This is a genomic window from Novosphingobium sp. KCTC 2891, assembly GCF_025938155.1.
Classification (GTDB): Bacteria; Pseudomonadota; Alphaproteobacteria; order Sphingomonadales; family Sphingomonadaceae; genus Novosphingobium.
Window position 1 is genome coordinate 23,519 of sequence record NZ_JAPCZG010000007.1, and the last position, 20,166, is coordinate 43,684.

The 20,166-nt window shown below is 68.2% G+C and carries 21 protein-coding genes, 1 tRNA gene and 1 pseudogene; 14 read left to right on the plus strand and 9 right to left on the minus strand.

The genetic code is table 11. The annotated features are described in order from the left end of the window. Nucleotides 1-68: 68 nt before the first annotated feature. A complete protein-coding gene (locus OLX02_RS13555) occupies nt 69-1,826 on the minus strand; it encodes a fatty acyl-AMP ligase (RefSeq protein ID WP_264423647.1) in 1,758 nt (585 codons plus the stop codon). A 154-nt stretch (nt 1,827-1,980) separates the two neighbouring features. On the opposite strand from OLX02_RS13555, the gene OLX02_RS13560 reads away from it, so the two are divergent. From OLX02_RS13560 to OLX02_RS13575, 4 genes are all read left to right on the plus strand, one after another. Next, nucleotides 1,981-2,544, plus strand: coding sequence for a regulatory protein RecX (locus OLX02_RS13560; RefSeq protein ID WP_264423649.1), 564 nt, complete (start codon nt 1,981-1,983; stop codon nt 2,542-2,544). Then, complete coding sequence (locus tag OLX02_RS13565) at nt 2,528-3,025, plus strand: DUF192 domain-containing protein (protein ID WP_264423651.1); 498 nt, start codon at nt 2,528-2,530, stop codon at nt 3,023-3,025. The genes OLX02_RS13560 and OLX02_RS13565 overlap by 17 nt, the downstream gene beginning before the upstream one ends. A gap of 97 nt (nt 3,026-3,122) precedes the next feature. Then, nucleotides 3,123-3,536 (plus strand): NADH:ubiquinone oxidoreductase subunit NDUFA12, encoded by a 414-nt coding sequence (locus tag OLX02_RS13570; RefSeq protein WP_264423653.1) that lies wholly within the window; start codon nt 3,123-3,125, stop codon nt 3,534-3,536. Then, a complete protein-coding gene (locus OLX02_RS13575) occupies nt 3,536-4,204 on the plus strand; it encodes a DUF2155 domain-containing protein (protein ID WP_264423655.1) in 669 nt (222 codons plus the stop codon). Before OLX02_RS13570 ends, OLX02_RS13575 begins: the two co-directional genes overlap by 1 nt. Nucleotides 4,205-4,218: 14 nt before the next feature. Here the strand turns inward: OLX02_RS13575 and aat are convergent. Further along, a pseudogene (gene aat, locus OLX02_RS13580) lies at nt 4,219-4,902 on the minus strand (leucyl/phenylalanyl-tRNA--protein transferase); the annotation flags it as partial. Between aat and OLX02_RS13585 the strand changes: the two are divergent. The 4 genes from OLX02_RS13585 (at nt 4,876) to nusG (ending at nt 7,447) form a co-directional block, all read left to right on the plus strand. Beyond that, nucleotides 4,876-4,951, plus strand: a tRNA-Trp gene (locus OLX02_RS13585). The pseudogene aat and the gene OLX02_RS13585 overlap by 27 nt on opposite strands. A gap of 22 nt (nt 4,952-4,973) precedes the next feature. Next, a complete protein-coding gene (locus OLX02_RS13590; RefSeq protein ID WP_264423658.1) occupies nt 4,974-6,473 on the plus strand; it encodes a hypothetical protein in 1,500 nt (499 codons plus the stop codon). Between the two features lie 220 nt (nt 6,474-6,693). Further along, on the plus strand, nt 6,694-6,888 hold the full coding sequence (secE, locus tag OLX02_RS13595) for a preprotein translocase subunit SecE (protein WP_264423660.1): 195 nt from the start codon (nt 6,694-6,696) through the stop codon (nt 6,886-6,888). A gap of 22 nt (nt 6,889-6,910) precedes the next feature. Beyond that, nucleotides 6,911-7,447 carry a transcription termination/antitermination protein NusG gene (nusG, locus tag OLX02_RS13600; RefSeq protein WP_264423662.1) on the plus strand — a complete coding sequence of 179 codons (537 nt, stop codon included), beginning with the start codon at nt 6,911-6,913 and terminating at the stop codon, nt 7,445-7,447. A 36-nt stretch (nt 7,448-7,483) separates the two neighbouring features. Here nusG and OLX02_RS13605 read toward each other — a convergent pair whose 3' ends face one another. Beyond that, entirely contained in the window at nt 7,484-8,575 is a 1,092-nt protein-coding gene (locus OLX02_RS13605) for a glycosyltransferase (RefSeq protein WP_264423664.1), read from the minus strand. 223 nt (nt 8,576-8,798) lie between these two features. Here OLX02_RS13605 and rplK point away from each other — a divergent pair, with 223 nt between their 5' ends. The 3 genes from rplK (at nt 8,799) to OLX02_RS13620 (ending at nt 10,304) form a co-directional block, all read left to right on the plus strand. Further along, nucleotides 8,799-9,230, plus strand: a complete 432-nt coding sequence (rplK, locus tag OLX02_RS13610; RefSeq protein ID WP_264423666.1) for a 50S ribosomal protein L11 — start codon at nt 8,799-8,801, stop codon at nt 9,228-9,230. A gap of 4 nt (nt 9,231-9,234) precedes the next feature. Then, complete coding sequence (gene rplA, locus OLX02_RS13615) at nt 9,235-9,936, plus strand: 50S ribosomal protein L1 (RefSeq protein ID WP_264423667.1); 702 nt, start codon at nt 9,235-9,237, stop codon at nt 9,934-9,936. Nucleotides 9,937-10,076: 140 nt separating this feature from the next. Then, complete coding sequence (locus tag OLX02_RS13620; RefSeq protein WP_264423669.1) at nt 10,077-10,304, plus strand: hypothetical protein; 228 nt, start codon at nt 10,077-10,079, stop codon at nt 10,302-10,304. Nucleotides 10,305-10,345: 41 nt separating this feature from the next. On the opposite strand, the gene OLX02_RS13625 is transcribed toward OLX02_RS13620, so the two are convergent. The 4 genes from OLX02_RS13625 to OLX02_RS13640 are packed head-to-tail and all read right to left on the minus strand — an operon-like array spanning nt 10,346 to nt 14,039. Continuing rightward, a complete protein-coding gene (locus OLX02_RS13625; RefSeq protein ID WP_264423671.1) occupies nt 10,346-11,131 on the minus strand; it encodes an enoyl-CoA hydratase in 786 nt (261 codons plus the stop codon). A 4-nt stretch (nt 11,132-11,135) separates the two neighbouring features. Next, nucleotides 11,136-11,696 carry a chorismate--pyruvate lyase family protein gene (locus OLX02_RS13630; RefSeq protein ID WP_264423673.1) on the minus strand — a complete coding sequence of 187 codons (561 nt, stop codon included), beginning with the start codon at nt 11,694-11,696 and terminating at the stop codon, nt 11,136-11,138. 14 nt (nt 11,697-11,710) lie between these two features. Next, the gene (locus tag OLX02_RS13635; protein ID WP_264423675.1) at nt 11,711-12,472 is read right to left on the minus strand and encodes a competence/damage-inducible protein A; all 762 of its coding nucleotides are present in this window, start codon (nt 12,470-12,472) and stop codon (nt 11,711-11,713) included. 43 nt (nt 12,473-12,515) lie between these two features. Continuing rightward, nucleotides 12,516-14,039 carry a flavin-containing monooxygenase gene (locus tag OLX02_RS13640; protein ID WP_264423677.1) on the minus strand — a complete coding sequence of 508 codons (1,524 nt, stop codon included), beginning with the start codon at nt 14,037-14,039 and terminating at the stop codon, nt 12,516-12,518. 121 nt (nt 14,040-14,160) lie between these two features. On the opposite strand from OLX02_RS13640, the gene OLX02_RS13645 reads away from it, so the two are divergent. The 3 genes from OLX02_RS13645 to OLX02_RS13655 all read left to right on the plus strand — a co-directional run bounded on the left by OLX02_RS13645 (nt 14,161) and on the right by OLX02_RS13655 (nt 17,933). Then, on the plus strand, nt 14,161-15,132 hold the full coding sequence (locus tag OLX02_RS13645) for a magnesium and cobalt transport protein CorA (protein WP_264423679.1): 972 nt from the start codon (nt 14,161-14,163) through the stop codon (nt 15,130-15,132). Nucleotides 15,133-15,153: 21 nt separating this feature from the next. Further along, a complete protein-coding gene (locus tag OLX02_RS13650; RefSeq protein WP_264423681.1) occupies nt 15,154-16,062 on the plus strand; it encodes a cation diffusion facilitator family transporter in 909 nt (302 codons plus the stop codon). 83 nt (nt 16,063-16,145) lie between these two features. Beyond that, nucleotides 16,146-17,933, plus strand: a complete 1,788-nt coding sequence (locus tag OLX02_RS13655; protein ID WP_264423683.1) for a tetratricopeptide repeat protein — start codon at nt 16,146-16,148, stop codon at nt 17,931-17,933. Here the strand turns inward: OLX02_RS13655 and OLX02_RS13660 are convergent. Together OLX02_RS13660 and rimO are read right to left on the minus strand one after the other, a co-directional pair. Beyond that, nucleotides 17,930-18,736: an enoyl-CoA hydratase/isomerase family protein gene (locus tag OLX02_RS13660; protein WP_264423684.1), complete on the minus strand. Its 807-nt coding sequence runs from the start codon at nt 18,734-18,736 to the stop codon at nt 17,930-17,932. The two genes, OLX02_RS13655 and OLX02_RS13660, sit on opposite strands and share 4 nt — an antisense overlap. Nucleotides 18,737-18,750: 14 nt before the next feature. Continuing rightward, nucleotides 18,751-20,139 (minus strand): 30S ribosomal protein S12 methylthiotransferase RimO, encoded by a 1,389-nt coding sequence (gene rimO, locus OLX02_RS13665; RefSeq protein ID WP_264423686.1) that lies wholly within the window; start codon nt 20,137-20,139, stop codon nt 18,751-18,753. Nucleotides 20,140-20,166 lie beyond the last annotated feature (27 nt).

A 20,166-nucleotide genomic window follows, 5' to 3' on the forward strand; every position in this document is an offset into this window, starting at 1 on the left:
CCGGGTTGACCAAGGTCAAAAACGGCCGCCGAACCGGACTGTGCGAAAGATCAGGTGGGCGAGGGGCCTCAGGCGGCCAGCTTGTAAGGCTCGATCTCGCCCGTGAGGTAAAGCTTCTTGGCCTTGGCGCGGCTGAGCTTGCCCGAGCTGGTGCGCGGCAGGGTGCGCGGCGGCACGAGCTCGACCACGCAGTTCATGCCGGTGATCGAGCGGACCTTCTCGCGGATCTGGTCGCGCAGCTTCACGCGTTCTTCGGGATCGGACACGCGGCAGTGGACCAGCACCGCCGGCGCTTCCTCGCCGTTCTCGGTCTCGACCGAGAAGGCGGCGATGTCGCCCTGGTGGAAGCCCGGCAGCTGTTCCACGGCCCACTCGATGTCCTGCGGCCAGTGGTTCTTGCCGTTGATGATGATCATGTCCTTGGCGCGGCCGACGATGAACAGGTAGCCCTTCTCGTCGACGTAGCCCATGTCCCCGGTGTCGAGCCAGCCATCGACCATGCAGGCCTCGGTCGCTTCGGGATCCCGGAAATAGGAGTGCATCACGGACGAGCCGCGGCACCACACCTTGCCGATGTGGTGGTGGCCCTTGGCCTCGCCGTTTTCGCCGCGCACTTCCACGTCCATGCCGCGCACGGGCACGCCGCAGTTGACGATGGCACGGTAGCGCGCCGGGCGCGACAGGTCGCGCGGGCTGCCCGAAAGGCGCTCTTCCTCGACCAGTTCCACGCGGATGCCTTCGCCCGGGGGCATGATCGTCACCGCGAGCGTCGCTTCGGCCAGGCCGTAGCTGGGCAGGAAGGCGGCGGCCTTGAACCCGGCATCGGCGAAAGCGTTGACGAAGCCCTGCATCACGTCGGGCCGGATCATGTCCGCGCCGTTGCCCGCCACGCGCCAGCGCGACAGGTCGAAGCGTTCCGACACCTGGCTCTGGCTGGAAATGCGGCGCGCGCAGATGTCATAGCCGAAGGTGGGCGAATAGGAGAGCGAGGTGCCCTGGTTGCGGCTGATCAGGTCGAGCCACGCCAGCGGGCGGCGGGCGAAATCCTCGGTCTTGAGGTAATCGACCGACATCTGGTTGGCGATGGGCGAGAGGAAGCAGCCGACGAGGCCCATGTCGTGATACCACGGCAGCCAGCTGATGCAGCGGTCGCCATCGGTGAACCGCATCCCGTGCGCGTGGCCGGCCAGGTTGGCCATCAGCGCGCGGTGGGTGACGGCGACGCCGTGCGGGAAGCGGGTGGAGCCGCTGGAATACTGGAGGTAGCTGATCGCCTCGGGATCGGGCTGGGGCAGGTTGCCGGCATCGGGCGCGATATCGGCAAAGGCATCCCACGACATGCCGGGGCAGCCCTGCCGCGCGGCGGCGGCGGCGGCCATTTCCCCGATCTCGCCGGGGAACAGCAGCATCTTCGGGTCCGAGCTGGAAAGCTGGACCGCGAGCTGGTCGATGTAGTTTTCCTTGCCGCCGAAGCTGGTCGGCAGCGGCAGCGGCACCGGCCATGCGCCGGCATACATCGCGCCGCAGAAGAGCGCGGCGAACTCGGCGCCGGTTTCGGCGATCAGGGCAATGCGGTCCCCCGGCGCGACGCCGCGCGCCACGAGGCGACCCGCCGCGACCAGCGCATCCGCGCGCAGCTGGGAATAGGGATAGACCTGCGCCAGTTGTCCGCGCGGATCATGGAAGTTGAATCCGCGTTCGCCCTGTGCGGCATAGTCCAGCGCGTCGCAAAACGTCGCAAAGTCCGCGAAACGGCGCGGTTGTGCATCGTCATTGGGCGTTGGAACAAGCGCCGCCTTCTCCACGATGGCGTCCGAAACGGTCATGCGATACCCCGATTTTCTTGTCTTTACCTGCGAACCTATTCTGCGTTCGCAGGTGAATGGTCCATGACTATCGCCGCGCTCGCCCCCCTTGCGGAGCAGGGTGCGGCGTCAAAGCGTTCTCATTTAGTGCGGACTGTGGCACGAATATGGCGCAATGGACGCAAACCCCGCCGATCGCCGCCGTAAAGCGCCGCCCAGACCGCTCGACAAGGCGCGTCTGGAGGAACTCGCGCTGGCCTATGTCGCGCGCTTCGCCACCAGTGGCGGCAAGCTGGCGGACTATCTTTCGCGCAAGCTGCGCGAGCGCGGCTGGGACGATGCGGAACCGGCCGACGTCCCCGCGCTCGTCGGGCGCATGGTCGAGAAGCGCTATGTCGACGACGCCGGCTATGCCCTCGCCAAGGGGCAGGGGCTGCTGCGGCGCGGCTATGGTGCGCGGCGGATCGACCAGGCGCTGGGCGCGGCGCGCATCTCCGAAGGCCTGCGCGAGGATGCGCTGGGCAGCGCGCAGGAGCGCCGCGCCGCCGCGCTGGTTCTGGCGCGCAAGCGGCGCTTCGGTCCGTTCGGCCGCGATGGCGCGTGCCATGACCCTGTCATGCGCGAGAAGCAGGTGGCAGCGATGCTGCGCGCCGGGCATCCCCTTGCCACGGCGCGGCGGCTGGTGAATGCAGGGACGATCGAAGATGCGGAAAGTTGGGTCGATGAAGAACTGGATTAGGATCGCCGGGCTGGCCATGGCCGCCGGCCTCGTCGCCTGCTCGCCCGCCTCGGCGGGATCGAAGGCGCCCGCACCCGTCGCCGCGGCGGCGCCCGCCGTGCACCCGCTGTCCGGGCTGGCGGTGGTTCCGCTCACCGTCACCACCGCCGCCGGCCCGCACCGCTTCGCGGTCGAAGTGGCCGCAACGATGGCCGAGCAGGAAAAGGGCCTGATGTTCCGCACCGCGATGGGCGCGGACGAAGGGATGATCTTCCCCTACATGCCGCCGCAGCGCACTGCGTTCTGGATGAAGAACACCGTCCTGCCGCTCGACATCGTGTTCGTCGGCGCGGACCACAAGGTGCTGAACATCGCGGCGGACGCGGTGCCCTATGATCTTACCCCGCTGCCCTCGGCCGGTCCGGTGTCGGGCGTGCTCGAACTCAACGCCGGCCGCGCGAAGGAACTGGGCATCCAGCCGGGCGACCTCGTCGAATGGTGATCGCGGCGGCGCTGCGGCGGCCGCGTGCGGCAAAGGGTGGCGCAAGGTGCATCTCGCGCTTGCCGAACACCCCCTTCAAGGGCTAAGCGCCGCGCTCATGAGCATCCTCGGCAAGATCTTCACCTGGTGGGACGGCGCCACCTTTGGCACCATGCTCGACAGCGCGCGCAACGGCGAGCTCGTCGGTCACGATGCGCAGGGCAACAAGTACTACCGGGCAACCAAGCCCTATCCCAAGGGCCACCCCTTCGCCGGGCGTGAACGTCGCTGGGTGATCTACAACGGCGCCAACGACGCCAGCCGCGTGCCGGCCGAATGGCACGGCTGGCTGCACGGCAGCTTTGACGGCGTTCCCGAAAGCAACCTGCCGCCGGCGCGGATCTGGGAAGTGGATTACACTCCCAACGCCACCGGCACGTCGGCTGCCTATCGCCCGCAGGGCGCGCTGGAACGCGGCGGCAAGCGCGCCGCTGCCACCGGCGACTACGAAGCCTGGTCCCCGGAAGCCTGATGAATCGCGCCGCATCGCCGGTCCTTGCGCTGCTGGCCTGTTCGGCGGCGCTGGCCGGCTGCAACCGCCAGGCGGAGGCACCGCCCCCGCCAGAGGCGACGCAGACCGGGCAGCCGGAAGGCATGGCCAGTGGCGGCGTGGTCGAGAACGCGTACGGCACGCCGGTGAAGGACCGCGTGGCGACGCTCGGCTTCCTCAACAAGCGCAACAATATCACGCAGGACATCGTCCTGAAAACGGGCGAGGCGCGCCGCATCGGCAATGCCATCGTCAAGCTCGCCACCTGCGAGAAGACCGCGCCGTGGGAAGATCCGCCGGAAACCGGCGCTTTCGTCCAGCTCTTCGTCGAGGAGCGCGCCACCACGCAGGAAAAGCTGGCGTGGCACAAGGTGTTCTCGGGCTGGCTGTTCCGCAACTCGCCGTCGCTGAACGTCGTCCAGCACCCGGTCTATGACGTCTGGGTCAAGGACTGCGCGATGAAGTTCCCCGGCGAGGAGGACAGCCCTGCCGCTGCCGCATCGTCGAGCAGCGCGGCAAAGCCCGCCGGCAAGGCATCGCCCGCGCCGACCGAATCATCGTCGCCCTCTGCCGACGTGCCGAAGGCTGCGGTTCCGAAGGCTCCTGCGCCCAAGGCCCCTGCGGCCGATGCCGAGGCCGGCCCGGCGTAACGCCGCAGCGCGGCTTCCAGCAGGCCGAGATATTGCGACTGCGGGATTTCCACCGCGCCCATCGACATCAGGTGCGGCGTGGCGAACTGGCAGTCGAGCAGGTCCGCTCCGCCCCGGCGCAGCGCCGCCACCAGCCAGGCCAGCGCCACCTTGGAAGCATCGGCCGTGCGGCTGAACATGCTCTCTCCGCAGAACACCCGGCCGAAGCCGACGCCGTAGAGGCCGCCCACCAGCCGCAGCCGGCCTTCCTCGTCGGGTAGCCACGTTTCCACCGAATGAGCGTGCCCGATCCTGTGCAACTCGCGGTAGCTTTCCCTGATTCGCCGGCTGATCCAGCTTTCCTCCGCATCCGCGCGCGGCGCGGCGCAACTGTCGATCACTTCGTCGAACGCGGCGTTGCACGTCACCGTGAAGCGCCCGCGCCGCAATGTGCGCGCCAGCGATTTCGACAAGTGGAAGCCATCGAGCGGCAGGATCGCCCGCAGCCGCGGCTCTACCCAGTAGATTTCGGGGTCGTCACGGCTGTCCGCCATCGGAAATATCCCGGCGCGGTAGGCCCTGAGCAGCAGTTCGGGCGGGATGATCGGGTCCGAGCGGGCCATATGTGACAGGAAAACACTTTCCGCCGGTTGCATACCCCGCGTCAAGCCACTAAGGGCCGGTCCCAGCGCAGGAGTGTAGCTCAGTTGGTAGAGCATCGGTCTCCAAAACCGAGGGCCGTGGGTTCGAGTCCCCCCACTCCTGCCATTTTCCCGGAAACCATGGTCTGTTGAACCACCGCCCCGCCGCGCGGCGCGAACGGCTGGCTGCATCGCTGGCGGTGTTTCTGGTGCTCGCCATCCTCGCCGTCGTCTCGGTGGCCCACGGCACGTTCTACGACGACGAGGCCTGGACGCTCCATTTCATGGACCGTGCGCCCACCGTGTGGCGCGTCATCGCCGAAGCGAACGCGGGCGATGTCCACCCGCCCCTCGGCTATGTCATCATGCGGGTTCTCCACGATGTCCTTGGATCATGGCTGGCGGTCAAGCTGGCCGGCGGGCTGTGGAGCGCCGCGGGCATGGCGGGGCTGCTCTGGTTTGCGGGCGCGTCGTGCGACCGGCGGACGCTGGCATGGTCGGCGCTGCTTCTCGCCGGGGCGGCCACGGCAGTAATGTGGGGCACCTCGCTGCGCTGGTATGCCTGGTTCAATCCGCTCTACTGGCCGCTTGCGGGATTCGCAGGATGGCGCGCGCGTTCGCTGACATCGGGCGCGGCGGCGCTGGCCGTGGGCGGCGTGCTGCTGTTCCATACCAATTACCTCGCGGCGCTGGCCGTCCCCCCGCTCGCACTCGTGGTCTGTCTGCGCCACGGTGCGGCTGCCGGCACGGCGGAGCGCTGGCGTGCCGCCGCCGTGCTGCTGGCCGGCGCGCTTGCCTGCCTCCCGCAGGCGTGGGTCATGGCGCGGGTCCACATGGCGGACGGCGCCGAGCAGACCGGTTCGCTGGGGCAGGCGCTGGCGCAGGCCGGATCGACCGCCGTGCTGGGCAATGCGGTTTTCGTCGCCGCCCCGCTGGCGCTGGCTTTCGCACTGGTTTCGCTCGTGGCGCTGGCTTTGGCCGTCACCAAGCCGGAATGGCGCCGCGCCGCGATGCCGCTGCTGGTTCCGCTGATCGTGTCGGGCGGGTTGCTGGTGCTGTCAGGGGTCGGTTACCGGGGGCGCAACGCGGTCTTCCTCCATCCGCTCTGGCTGCTGCTGGTGGCGCGCGCGCTGGCCGCATCGCCGCGCTGGCTGCAAGGCGTGGGACTTGCCGCGGCGCTGGCGATGGCCGCGCTGGGTCTGCGCAATGTCGCCATCCACGATGGCACGATGAAGCGTTCGTTCAACACGCCTTATGCGGCAGCCATGGAGCGTCTGCGCGCGCAGGCGCAGGCGTGCCGGGCGGCAACGGTGATCCACCACGATCCCGTGCTCGGCGTGCTCCTGGCGCAGGCCGGGATGCCCCAGCGCGAGGCGTTCATGGAGCAGCGCGCGCCGGTGATGCTGCAGCCGGGGGACTGCCTGCTGGCGGTGCACGGCTGGCGCGGTCCTCGCGATCCGGGCAGGATGGCGGCGTGGGAAGCTTCGTTTCGCGCGCCCGCGCTGGTCTCGGCGGGACGCCAGCCGCTGGGCCGCGATGCCGATGCCGCGATGAAGGCGCGCCTTTCGGGCGAATCGCTGGACGAAGCCTATCTGGTGCTCGAACCGCTGCGGGCCCGCAGCCCCATGGTGTACCGGCCGACCGACTGAGCGCGGCTCTGGCCGGCGAACGGTTCCCCCGCGAGAGGGGCCTGGTCGGCGCTGCGCAAGGCAGTCCCCTTGCCTTTGCCGGCCCTTGCGCCTAAATGACCTCCACTTTCCGACATCGGAACATCTCCAAGCCCCTCCCGGACCTGTCCGGGGCGGCGATGTCCCCTAGGCGGAAGGCGTGACATTTCTCAGGCAAGCGCAAGCGAAAGCGGGAAGATCGATGGCCAAGACCAGCCCCGGTGAATTCATCAACCAGGTCCGTGCGGAAGCGCGCAAGGTCATCTGGCCGACGCGCCAGGAAACGACCACCACGGCAATTTTCGTCGGCATCATGATGCTGATCCTGTCGGTGTTCTTCCTCGGCATCGACACTGTGTTCGGCTTTGTCGTGCAGTGGCTCCTGTCGCTCGCCTGATTTTCAGATCCAAGGATTTCCCATGGCCCGCTGGTACATCATCCACGCCTATTCCGGTTTCGAGAACAAGGTCCGCGAAGCGATTCTCGCCGAGGCGGAACGCATCGGCCTGTCGCAGCTGGTCGAATCGGTCGAAGTTCCGACCGAGACGGTGACCGAGGTGAAGCGCGGCAAGAAGGTCGCGGTCGAACGCAAGTTCATGCCGGGCTACGTCCTCGCCAAGCTAGCGATGAACGACGACATCTACCACCTCGTCAAGAACACCCCGAAGGTCACCGGCTTCCTCGGCCACAACGGCAAGCCGCAGCCGATTTCCGAGAAGGAAGCCGCGCGTTACTTCGGCGCGCGCGAGCAGGCCGCTGCCGAGCCGCGCAAGCACGTTTCGGTCGATTACGAGATCGGCGATTCGGTCAAGGTCAACGCCGGTCCGTTCGCGACCTTCAACGGCATTGTCGAGGAACTCGATTTCGACAAGCAGCGCGTCAAGGTCTCGGTCTCGATCTTCGGCCGCGCCACTCCGGTCGAACTCAGCTTCGAAGAAGTCGAACTGGTCAAGTAATCACGCCAGGCCGGGCGGCTGGGGCGGCGCTTTGCGCTACCCCGCCGCGCCGGCTTCGCGGTAGAGCTGCGCCGTGCGCGCGGCGATATTCTGCCAGTTGAGGTCTTCGCGGCAGCGCCGCTGCACCGCTTCCTCCAGCTGTTCGAGCAAGCCGGGCGTCTCGATCAGTCGCCGTCCCGCATCGGCCAGCGCCGCCACGTCCATCGGCGGCACGATCAGCCCTGCATCCTGCACCGCTTCCTTCAGCGATCCCACATCGGTCGCGATCACCGGGCGTCCCGCGCCAAAAGCGCTGGCGATCACGCCGCTTTGCGTCGCGTCGCGGTAGGGCAGCACCGCCGCCGCCGATCCTGCGACCAGTGATTCCAGTTCCGCCTGTCCCAGCCGCCGCGTGATCGCGGTGACGTTGCGCGCGCCGAGCCGCTTGGCGTGGCGCGCCATTTCCGGGCCGGCGCCCGCGATCAGCAACTCGACCGGCAGGCCGTCGCGCAGCCAGATGTCGTTGGCGTCCAGCAGTTCGGCCAGCCCCTTGTAGGCTTCCATCCGGCCAAAGAAGATCAGGCGATTGTGCTTCGCGGCCACGGGCGGAACCGGCGTGCCATGGCGGCCGAAGTGCAGCACGCCATGCGGAATCGCCGCGATTTTCGCAGGGTCGACTCCGGTCCCGGCAAGGTCGGCGGCGAGCAACGCGCCGTGCACGATGATGCGGTCGCTGGCGGCGCGCAACCGGCGATAGGCCCGCGCAAACACGCGCGCCGCGCGGTCGTCCTCGCCGCTGTGCGGCAGCGGATCGTGCACCGTCGTGATGAACGGCAGGCGCCCCTTGAGCAGGCCGGCCAGCTGCGCCATCGAGCGCGTTGGATGTTCCTGCACATGGACCACGTCGGGGCGGAAGCGCGCGATGTGCCATGCGCAAATTCCCGCGATCACGGGCTGGAGCGGGGCGAGGTGGTGCGGCACGATGCGCACGTCCATCCGCTGGCGCAGCCATGCGAGCGATTCGGGCGAGAGCTGGCGTCCGGCATTGCGGCGGCTCAGCACCAGCAGGACGTCGTGTTCTTCGGCGAGGGCGGCGGCAAGGCTCGCCGCATAGTCGGCGTGGTGGGTCGCGATAAGGGCAATGCGCATTGCCCGGGCGGCTAGCACGCGGGGCGGGGGGCGGCAACAAACCTGCCTGATCGCCCTCCGTCCGGCCCGCCGGGCATTGCCAATTCGGCCCGTGTGCGCTAACCGCGCGCCCTTCACGTGGGTGATTCCCACGCGATCCGTGCGGGAGAGGGCGTTCGCGCCATCGTCTGACCGCTCACTCTGAGGTCCGTCGCCGGACCGACAGGAAGAAAGGAGGCCCCTCGTGGCCAAGAAAATTGAAGGTTACATCAAGCTGCAGGTTGCAGCCGGCGAGGCCAAGCCCGCGCCGCCGATCGGTCCTGCGCTGGGTCAGCGCGGCGTCAACATCATGGAATTCTGCAAGCAGTTCAACGCTGCCACGCAGGAAGTCGAGAAGGGCACGCCGCTTCCGACCGTGATCACGGTCTATGCCGACCGTTCGTTCACCTTCGTCACCAAGACCCCGCCCGCCACCTTCTTCATCAAGAAGGCCGTCGGCATCAAGTCGGGCTCGAAGACTCCGGGCAAGGCTTCGGCCGGTACGATCACGCGCGCGCAGCTCGCTGAAATCGCCGTGTTGAAGATGAAGGATCTCAACGCGAACGACATCGACGCCGCGACCAAGATCATCGAAGGTTCGGCCCGCGCGATGGGCCTCACCGTGGTGGAGGGCTGAACCCATGGCCAAGCTGACCAAGAAGAACAAGTCGCTCACCGAGAAGCTGGGCGACAACCAGAACCTGCATGGCATCGATGAAGCCATCCAGATGCTGAAGGACCTCAAGACCACCAAGTTCGACGAGACGCTGGAAGTCTCGCTGAACCTGGGCGTCGATCCGCGTCACGCCGACCAGATGGTCCGCGGCATGGTCACCCTGCCCTCGGGCACCGGCAAGGACGTCAAGGTTGCCGTGTTCGCGCGCGGCGACAAGGCTGAAGCGGCTCTGGCCGCCGGCGCCGACAAGGTCGGTGCCGAAGACCTGCTGGAAGACATGCAGAACGGCAACCTCGACTATGGCCGCGTGATCGCCACGCCGGACATGATGGGCGTCGTCGGCCGTCTCGGCAAGGTGCTGGGTCCGAAGGGCCTGATGCCGAACCCGAAGCTCGGTACCGTCACCCCGAACGTCGCTGACGCGGTCAAGGCTGCCAAGAGCGGCCAGATCGAGTTCCGCGTCGAAAAGGCCGGCATCATCCACGGCGGCATCGGCAAGCTGAGCTTCTCGAACGAAGCGCTGCGCGCCAACTTCGACGCTTTCGTCGACGCCATCATCAAGGCGAAGCCGGCTGGCGCCAAGGGCAAGTACGTCCGCAAGGTCGGCCTGTCCTCGTCGATGGGCCCGGGCCTGAAGATCGACATTGCGCAGGTTCACGGCGGCTGATCACAGCCCGTCGCGACTGACAAAGAGAAGGCCGGGAAGGGTAACCTTCCCGGCCTCTTTTTATGCCCGCGCTTTTTGAACCGTCGGCTTGCCCGCCGCGCGCGCGCAAGGCATCGACGCCGGCCAGCAGGAGAGCGCGCGTGTCCGATGAGCCAGAACCCGCCAACCCGGTCACCCGCGCGCGGCTGATGGTCGAAGCCGAGGTGCCGCTCGAACGGCGCGGCCCCGGCTGGGACCGCCACTGGCGCGAGCTGGAAGCCTATGCTGCCGCCGGCACGGACTGGACCGTCAGCCGCACGCCGCCCGCCCCGCAGAAAAAGCCCCGCCGCCGTCGCCGGGGCAGGGCCATTTCCTCGCCAGAGGCCTGAAGCCTCAAGCCTCAAGCCTCAAGCCGTGTCGGGAAGGGCGATCAGTTCGCCTGCGTGCGTCCGCGTGCCTGCACGCCCGCCACGCGGCTGGCGATCTGCTCGGGCGTGACTGCGGCAGAAAAGGCGCGGCTCTGCGCCTTCTCGTGGGTGCGCCCTTCGCCATAGGCCAGCGCATTGCCGCCATCGATCTGGGCCTTGTAGGCGGACAGCGTGGCCGCCGGGATCGTCGCCATTTCAGCGGCCAGCGCGAGCGCGGTGTCGAGCAGTTCGCCGGCCGGCACCACGCGGTTGACCAGGCCCCATTCCAGCGCCTTCGCCGCGTCGATGAAATTACCGGTGAAGGCCATTTCCTTGTAGCGGCCGATGCCGATCAGGCGCGGCAGCTTCTGCGACAGACCCCAGCCGGGCAGGATGCCCACGCGCGCGTGCGTATCGGCAAAGCGTGCCTTGTCGCTGGCGATCAGCACGTCGCAGGCAATGGCGACTTCGAAGCCGCCGGTGATGGCAACGCCGTTGATCGCGCCGATCACGGGCTTGGGGCAATGTTCGATGGCGTGGACCGGATCGGCCGGCTCGCCCGCCTGCGGTGCCACCGCGCCAAGGCCGCCTTCGGTGCCCAGTTCCTTGAGGTCCAGTCCCGCGCAGAACGCGCGCTCGCCGGCGCCGGTCAGCACCACCACCGACACGTCGGGATCGGCGGCCACCTGCTGCATCGCCTGTGCCAGCGCATCGCGCAGCCCGCGTGACAGGGCGTTCATCGCCTCGGGACGGTTGAGCGTGACCACGGCCACGTTGTCCCGCTTTTCAATCAGCACCAGTTCGCTCATGTCCTCATCCCTTTTTCGCGAAGTTCGCTTTTGTATAACACTCTATAACCAGGCTGATGGCTCTCCCATCTGTCAGGCGCAAGAGCCCGCGATGCGACAGCACGGTGTCGGCCGGGCAGCCGGGCCAGCCGCCGGCGTGTTCGGACAGGCGCTCGCGCCGGAAGCCCAGCGGGGCCACGACTTTGCCGAAGGGCACGTCGCCGGTTTCCAGCGCGCGGTTCATCTCGGGCGTCAGCCGCGCGGGCACGTACCAGTTCTTGGCCTCGGACAGCACGGTGCCGCCGCAGGCCAGCCGCACGTGGCGAAAGCCCACCGGCTCGTCCGCACCGATGCCCAGCAGCGCGCGGGTTTCCGCATCGGGCGCCTCCACGGCGGCGCGGTCCACGATGGCGCGGATTTCGGGAGAGGCGGCAATGCCCTGCACGCGGCACCAGTCGGACAGCGCCGCCGTGGCGCTGTCACGTGCGCGCAGTGCCTGCTGGAAGCGGTGAAGCTGCGACGGCGCGCAGCCCGCCAGCGAGGCTGCCGCGATCAGCCCGATCGCCTCGCGCGTGCGCGGAAGCACCGCGCGGCTTCCGCTCAGATACCCCCCGGCACCGGGGGGCGACCGACTGCCGCAAGGCCCTCCTCCAGCGCCCTGGCGCAGGCGGCGAGTTCGTCCGCGTTGGTCGAGCGGATCACGAAGTTGGCGCCGGTGCGCCCTTCGCGGAAGAACGGGTAGCTGCCGATCTGGCAGCCCTCGTGCGCCTTTTCGGTCTGGCCCAGCAGGTCGGCAATCTCGCTTTCCGCCACCCAGCAGCCGATGGTGGTGGACAGCAGCGGCAGCCCGCCTTCCAGCGTGCCGGTCAGCCCGTCGAGCATCCCCGCGGTGATCGAGGGGACGCCCGCCATGATGTAGATGTTCTCGGCCTTGATCCCCGGCGCGCCGGACATCCGGTTCTCGATCAGGTCGGCGCCCGCCGGCACGCGCGCCATGCGCAGGCGCGCATCGGTCAGCCCTCCGCGCGAAGCGTAGTAGCCTTCCAGCACCGCCCGCGCCTTGGGATGGATCACCACATCCACGCCCAGCGCGGCGGCGATGGCGTCCACGGTGATGTCGTCGTGCGTCGGACCGATCCCGCCGGTGGTGAACAGGTAGTCGTTGCGCGCACGCAGCGTGTTCACGGCCTCCACGATGGCGTCCACCACGTCGGGCACCACGCGCACTTCGCGCAGGCGGATGCCCTGCACGCCGAGCCAGGTGGCGATCTGCGCGATGTTCTTGTCCTGCGTTCGGCCGGAGAGGATTTCATCCCCGATCACGATCAGCGCGGCGGTCCAGATGCGGGATTGGTCAGTCATCGGCAGCTACCGATAGCCAAATCGTTCCTGCAAGCAAGCGTGACTATTCGGCCGCCTCCCGCACGTGCAGTCCGGCCACGGCCGGCTCCGCCTGTGACAGGGTGAGGATTCCGTCGTCCACGGGGTCGGTCTTCATGAAGGCGCGGTCGCGCACATAGTCCTGGTTCAGGCGCCAGCGCAGGTCGGTCGCGCTTTTGGGCTGAAGGTGCTTGCCGCGCATCAGGTAGCCGGACGAGAAATCGAACACGTCGTCGAACACCAGCTTGCTCTCGTCGGGCAGCACCGGGGTCGCCACGTCGCGGCCGGTGTCCTTCATCCGGTTGAGCAGGCGGCAGACGTAGTCCGCATTGATGTCCGCGCGCAGCGTCCACGATGCGTTGAGATAGCCGAACACCGCCGCAAGGTTGGGCAGGTTCGAGAACATCACGCCCTTGTAGTAATAGTGGTCCGACAGGTCGATCGGCACGCCGTCCATCGACAGCGCGATCTTGCCCGCGACCGCCAGCTTCAGCCCGGTGGCGGTGACGATCACGTCGGCATCGAGATGCTGGCCCGAGGCGAGTTGGATGCCGGTCGCGTCGATGCGCTCGATCCGGTCGGTCACGACCGAGGCCTTGTCCGCCTTGATCGCCTCGAACAGGTCGGCATCGGGCACCAGGCACAGGCGCTGTTCCCACGGGTTGTAGGGCGGGGTGAAAGCCTTGGCGTCGTACTTGTCGCCCAGCATCTCCTTCAGCTTCTGCGTCAGGAACGCCTTGACCTTTTCCGGCTGGCTGCGCGCACGCTTGTAGAAGAAGTTCTGCAACCGCACGTTCTTGAAGCGGGTGACGGCATAGGCGATGCGATCGGGCAGCCACTTGCGCAGCCAGTTGGCGAAAGCATCGCGCGCCGGACGCGAGGCGTACCAGGTCGGCGTGCGCTGGAGCATGGTCACGTGCGCCGCGTCCTTCGCCATCGATGGCACGATCGTCACCGCGGTTGCGCCCGATCCGATCACCACCACGCGCTTGCCGGCATAGTCGAGGTCTTCGGGCCAGAACTGGGGGTGGACCAGCGTGCCCTTGAAATCGTCCCTGCCGGGAAGGTCGGCCTCGAACGGCGTGTCGTAATCGTAATAGCCCGAGCCGAGATAGAGGAACCGCGCGGTCGACGCGTGGCGGCGCCCGCCTCCGTCCTCGGTCACCAGCAGCCAGCGCGCGCTCGCGCTGTCCCAGTCGGCCGAGACGACCTTGGTGCCGAAGCGGATGTGCGGCCGGATGTGGCGCTCATCGGCAATGCGATTGAGGTATTCGAGGATCGACGGCCCGTCGGCGATGGCCTTTTCATGCCGCCACGGCTCGAACACGAAGCCCAGCGTGTGCATGTCGCTGTCCGAACGCACGCCGGGATAGCGGAACAGGTCCCAGGTGCCGCCGATGCTCTCCCGGCGCTCAAGGATGGCGTAGCTGCGATCGGGGCAGATCTTCTGCATATGCGCGGCCATGCCGATGCCGGAAATGCCCGCGCCGACGATGGCCACGTCGATATCCGGTTCCACGCCCGCATCCAGCTTGATTTCCACGCCCATCCGACTCTCCACCGATCTGGCCCTTGTCTGGCCCGTCTTCTTATTGACAGGGATGTTAGCCGCTCCGCGCGCAAAATCCAGCCCGATTGCGTTTTGGCGTCCCAGGCGACAGGAAGGGCCCATGATTGTTGCCGCGCGCCGCTATTTCGCCGGAAAGGCCCACGAAGTCGAAATCGAACTGGACGGTCAGCCGCGCCAGTGCCTCGAAGGCGGCTGTTTCGACTGGATCGGGCTGTGCGAGCCTTCGGTGGAGGAGATGGAGCTGGTGCGCCGCCAGTATGGCCTCCACCCGCTCGCGGTGGAGGACGCGCTCAATCCGCGCCAGCTGCCCAAGGTCGATGTCTATGGCAAACAGCTGTTCGTCGTGGCGCGCACCGCCGCGCTCGAGGATGGCGAGACCATCGGCTATGGCCAGACCGCGTGCTTCATCGGCGCCGATTTCGTCATCTCCGTGCGCTTCGGCAGCACCCGCGCCCATGTCGAGCTGCGGCGCGAACTGGAAGGCGATGCCGAGCGGCTGGCCGAAGGCGCTGACTATGTGCTCCACGCCGTGCTGGACTTTATCGTCGATGGCTACCTGCCGATCATGGACCGGCTGGAGGACATCGCGCAGGATATGGAGGAGGCCGCGATCGATGCCTTTCCCGGCCCCGTCACGATCCGCCGCATCTTCCGCCTGCGCCGCCAGCTGCGGCGGTTCGAGCGGGTGATCGGCCCGATGGAGGAAATGGTCGAGCGGCTCGCGCAGGCCGACCTGCCCACCATCGACCCTGCCGCCCGTATCTGGTTCCGCGACGTGCTCGATCACGTGCGCCGGGTGATGGCGCGGATGCGCGGGCTGAAGGAAACGCTCGCCGCCATTGTCGAAACTGCGGCGCTGCTCGAACAGCACCGGCAGGGCGACATGACCCGCCAGCTGGCCGCGTGGGCCGCCATCCTGGCCGTGCCGACCGCCATCGCGGGCATCTACGGCATGAATTTCGACTACATCCCGGAACTGAAGTGGCACTATGGCTACTTCCTCGTCTGGGGCGTTATCGTGTCGATCTGCGGCGGGCTGTTCTGGCGTTTCCGCCGCATCGGCTGGCTCTAGCCCTTACCTTCAGGAGCATCCATGGCCGGCGGTTCGACCAAGACCATTCTCATCGCGCTCGGCGCCAATGTCGGCATCGCGGTGGCCAAGTTCGGCGCGGCCGCGGTCACCGGCTCTTCGGCGATGCTCACCGAAGGCATTCACAGCCTCGTCGATTCGACCAACCAGCTCCTCCTGCTCTATGGCCGCAAGCAATCGCGCAAGGCGCCCGACGCCACGCACCCGTTCGGCTATGGACGAGAGCTGTATTTCTGGTCGTTCATTGTCGCGATCCTCGTGTTCTCGCTCGGCGCGGGCGTGTCGGTCTATGAAGGCATCCTGCACATCATCGCGCCGGAACACGCCACCAGCCCGCTGATCGCGTTCATCGTGCTGGGCGTCGCCGCCGCGCTCGAAGGCTGGTCCACCGTCGCTGCTCTGGCCGATTTCAACAAGACCCGTCGCGGCTCGATCTGGGCCGAGATCCGCAAGACCAAGGACGCACCCACGCTGGTCCTGCTGCTGGAGAACTCGGGCGCGCTGATCGGTCTCGCCTTTGCCGCCGCCGGTCTCACCCTCAGCCTCGTCACCGGCAATCCGTTCTGGGACGGCCTCGCCTCGGTGCTGATCGGGCTTGTCCTCGGCGGGCTGGCGGTCATCCTGCTCTATGAGGCGAAAGGCCTGCTGATCGGGGAAAGCGCCGATCCGGCCATGGTCGAGGCGATCCGCAGCCGCGCCGCCGCCCACGCCGGCGTCGTCCGCGTCCACGAAGTGCTCACCCTGCACAGCGCCCCCACGATGGTCACGGTCATCATCAGCGCCGATTTCGAGGATGCCATCACCGCGCGCGACGTGGAGCGCGTCGTGCTGGCCATCGAACGCGAAGTGGCGACCACGTTCCCGATCGTCGCGCGCGTCTATGTCCGCCCGCGCGACAGTTCGACGACCTGAACCCGGCAACCGGCGCGATTGCGCGGAGCGGGGGAGCGGCGTAGTCTTCGCGGGTCAGGTCCATCGGCCCGGGGGAGGCATTGATGCGCGCCAGAATGGTCATTGCCGTTGCCGCTCTGCTGGCAGGAAGCGCTGCCGGATCGTCTGCACGCTGGCTCGGGCTGGACCCGGCGGAGGCCGCCGCGCTGGCCGCGCTCGATCCCGCGCGCACCGCTGCTGCGGCCTGCCGCCCGGCCCCTGGTGCGGAACCGCTGCTGCGCCAGCGCCTGCGCCTCGCCGCCGCGCTTGCGCCGGTCCAGCCGGGGCTGGAAGCCTTGCCGCTCTATCCGGATGTCCCTCGTTCCGCGCTCGATCCCGCCGGTCTCACGCCCGCCGCCCGTCCGTGGTTCGACCAGGGCCTGCTCATGGCCTACAATTTCAACCACGCGGCGGCGATCGCCTCGTTCCGGCGCGCGCAGGCGCTCGCGCCCGATTGCGCGCTGTGCTTCTGGGGAGAGGCGCTGGCCTATGGCCCCAACATCAACGCCCCGATGGACGTGGCGCAGAACCCGGCCACGCTGGCGGCGCTGGCCCGGGCGCAGTCTCTCGCCGCTTCGGCGCCCCCGCTCGACCGGGCGCTGGTCGATGCGCTGGCCCGGCGCTACGCGGTCGATCCGGCGGCGGACCGTGCCGCGCTCGATGCCGCCTATGCCGATGCGATGCTGGGCGTTGCCGGAAAGGTGCCGGACAACGACGAAGTGGCGGTGCTCGCGGCCGAAGCGGCCATGGATACCAGCCCTTGGAACTACTGGGATGCGGGCCGCCGCACTCCCAATCCGCGCATTGCGCAGGCGGTGTCGCTGGTCGAAGGCGTGCTGGCCCGGCACCCCGGCCACCAGCAGGCCGCGCACCTCTACGTCCACCTGATGGAAAATTATGCCGATCCGGCCCGCGCCGAAAAGGCGGCCGATGCGCTGGCGCTGTCGGCCATGCCGCAGGCGGGCCATCTCGTGCACATGCCCTCGCACATCTACTACCGCATCGGGCGCTATGCGGATTCGATCCGCACCAACATCGCCGCGGCCCGTGCGGACGAAGCTTACCTCGCCCGCGTCCACGACGATGGGATGTATCGCTATGGCTATTATCCGCACAACGTCCACTTCATCGTGGCGTCGGCGCAGCAGGCGGGCGATCTCGCGCTCGCCGTGCGCGAGGCGGACCGGCTCTCGCGCATCCTGTCGAACGACGTCGCGCGGCGCTTTGTCTGGATTCAGGGCATCATTGCCGCGCCGGCCTTCGCCTATGCGCAAGGGGCCAGCGCCGCGCAGATCCTCGCGCTGCCCAGGCCCGCGGCGGATATGCCCTATGTCACCGCCATGTGGCACTATGCCCGCGCCGTCGCCCGCGCGCGCCAGCGCGACCGCGCGGGTTTTGCGGTGGAACTGGGCGCGATGGAACGGCTGGCCGACGATCCCGCCCTGGCACCGCTCGCCGCGCAGGGGTTGCCCGCTGCCGACCTGATCCGCCTTGCCGCCTATGTCGCGCGCGGACGGCAAGCCTACGCGCAGGGCCAGTTCGAAGCGGCCGCGGATCACTACCGCGCGGCGATGAAGATCGAGGCGACCATCCCCTATCAGGAGCCGCCCTACTGGTATTACCCGGTCGGCCAGTCACTGGGCGCAGCGCTGCTGCGCGCCGGCAAGCCGGAGGAGGCGCGCGATGCCTTCCGCCAGGCGCTGCTGATGGCGCCGGACAGCGGCTGGGCGCTCCATGGCCTGGCGCAGGCGGAAGCGGCGCTGGGGCACCGGATCGAAGCGAAAGCCGCCGAAGCCGCGCTGGAACGCGCGTGGCGGGGTGACCCGCGCCTGCTGGATCTTGATCGGCTCTAGGGAAGGGGCCGGCGCAGGTCCGCGCCGGTTTCGGCATAGCGGCCCAGCACGGCGCGAACTTCTGCGCTGCCAAGGCGGGCGTTCACCATGCGCTGCTCCAGTGTCAGCGCGTCCTCGATGGCCAGGTCGGCGCTGGCATGAACGATGCGCTTGGCCCCCGCCAGCGCGCTGCGCGAAAGCGACGCGAACTTGCGCGCCATGGCCAGCGCCGCGTCCAGCGGCTCGTCGACCGCCGCGTTGACCATCCCCAGCCGCGCGGCTTCTTCGGGATCGACCACGCGCGCCATGCCGATCAGTTCCAGCGCACGCGCCGGGCCGAGCAGCCGTGCCAGCCGCACCGTGCCGCCGCCGCCGGGGAACATCGCGATGTGCATTTCGGGCAGGCCGATGGTGTAGGCACCCCGCCGTGCCAGCCGGATATCGCAGGCGAGCGCCAGTTCGAAGCCCACGCCCATGCAGTCCCCGTTGATCGCGGCGATCACCGGCACGTCCAGCGTTTCCAGCCGCCGGGTGATCTGGTGAAAGATCGAATCGCGCCACGTTGCCGCCGGATCGGCCGGGCTGGCGGCAATGGCCTCGGCCGCGCCGGCCAGTTCGCCAAGGTCGAAATGGCGGATCAGCACGCCGTCCTGCGCGCCGGTGAGGATCAGCGCGCGCAAGGCATCGTCCTGCGCCAGCGCGGCAAGATGTTCGTCCAGCGCAGCGGTCATCGCGCCGTCCAGGAACCCATGCGGTGGATTGTCGAAGCGCAGCACCGCAATTCCGGCGCCATCCCGCTCCAGCCGAACCTCGCCTATCGCCATGCTCCCGGACCGCGTCAGACGATCACGCCGAACAGGTCATGCGCGTCGGCGTCCTCGATCAGCACATCGGCAAAGTCCCCGGCCTTCAGCGTGGCGGGCACGTCGCGCAGATAGACCGCGCCGTCGATCTCGGGCGCATCGGCCTGCGATCGGGCGGTGGCGCCGATGTCGCCTTCTTCGTCCGGCTCGCCCACTTCGTCCACGATCACGCGGATTGTCCGGCCCACCTTGGCGGCCAGCTTCGCCGCGCTGATCGCCTCGGTCTTGGCCATGATCCGCGCGTAGCGTTCTTCCTTGACCTCCTCGGGCACCTGGTCGGGCAGGTCGTTCGCCGCCGCACCAGCCACCGGCTCGAAACGGAACGCGCCCACGCGGTCGAGCTGGGCTTCATCCAGCCAATCGAGCAGGTACTGGAAGTCGGCCTCGGTCTCGCCGGGGAAGCCGACGACGAAGCTGGAGCGGATCGCCAGGTCGGGGCAGATTTCGCGCCATGCCTTGATGCGCTCCAGCACCTTGGCCTCGTTCGCCGGGCGCTTCATCGCGCGCAGCACGTTGGGGCTGGCGTGCTGGAACGGGATGTCGAGATAGGGCGTCACCAGCCCCTCGGCCATCAGCGGGATCACCGCATCGACGTGGGGATAGGGGTAGACATAGTGCAGCCGCACCCACGGCGTCTGGCCATCGGGCGTGCGCAGCTGGCCCAGTTCGCGCGCCAGGTCGGTCATGTGCGTGCGCACCGCGCGGCCCTTCCACTGCCGCTCCTCGTGGCGCACGTCCACGCCATAGGCAGAGGTGTCCTGGCTGATCACCAGCAGTTCCCTGGTGCCCGCCGCGACGAGCTTTTCGGCCTCGCGCAGCACCGCGTCGATGCGCCGGCTGGCCAGCTTGCCGCGCAGCGAAGGGATGATGCAGAACGCGCAGGCGTGGTTGCAGCCCTCGGAAATCTTCAGGTAGCTGTAGTGGCGCGGGGTCAGCTTGACGTCGCCCGGGTCCGCCTGCGGAATCAGGTCGATATACGGACCCATGCTGGGCGGCGCGGCTTCGTGCACCGCCTCGACCACCGCTTCGTACTGGTGCGCGCCCGTCACGGCGAGCACCTGCGGGAACTTCGCGCGGATCGCGTCCGCCTCGTTGCCCATGCACCCGGTCACGATCACGCGCCCGTTTTCGGCAATCGCCTCGCCGATCGCGGCCAGGCTTTCCTCCTTGGCCGAATCGAGGAAGCCGCAGGTGTTCACCAGCACCACGTCCGCGCCCGCGTAGTCCGGGCTCATCGCATAGCCGTCCGCGCGCAGGCGGGTCAGGATACGCTCGGAGTCGACCAGCGCCTTTGGGCAGCCGAGGCTGACCATGCCCACGCGGGGCTGGTCGGGAATTGCGATCGGGGGAGTTTGGGAAGCCATGTTGCGGCCGGCCCATAGCGGGATTCG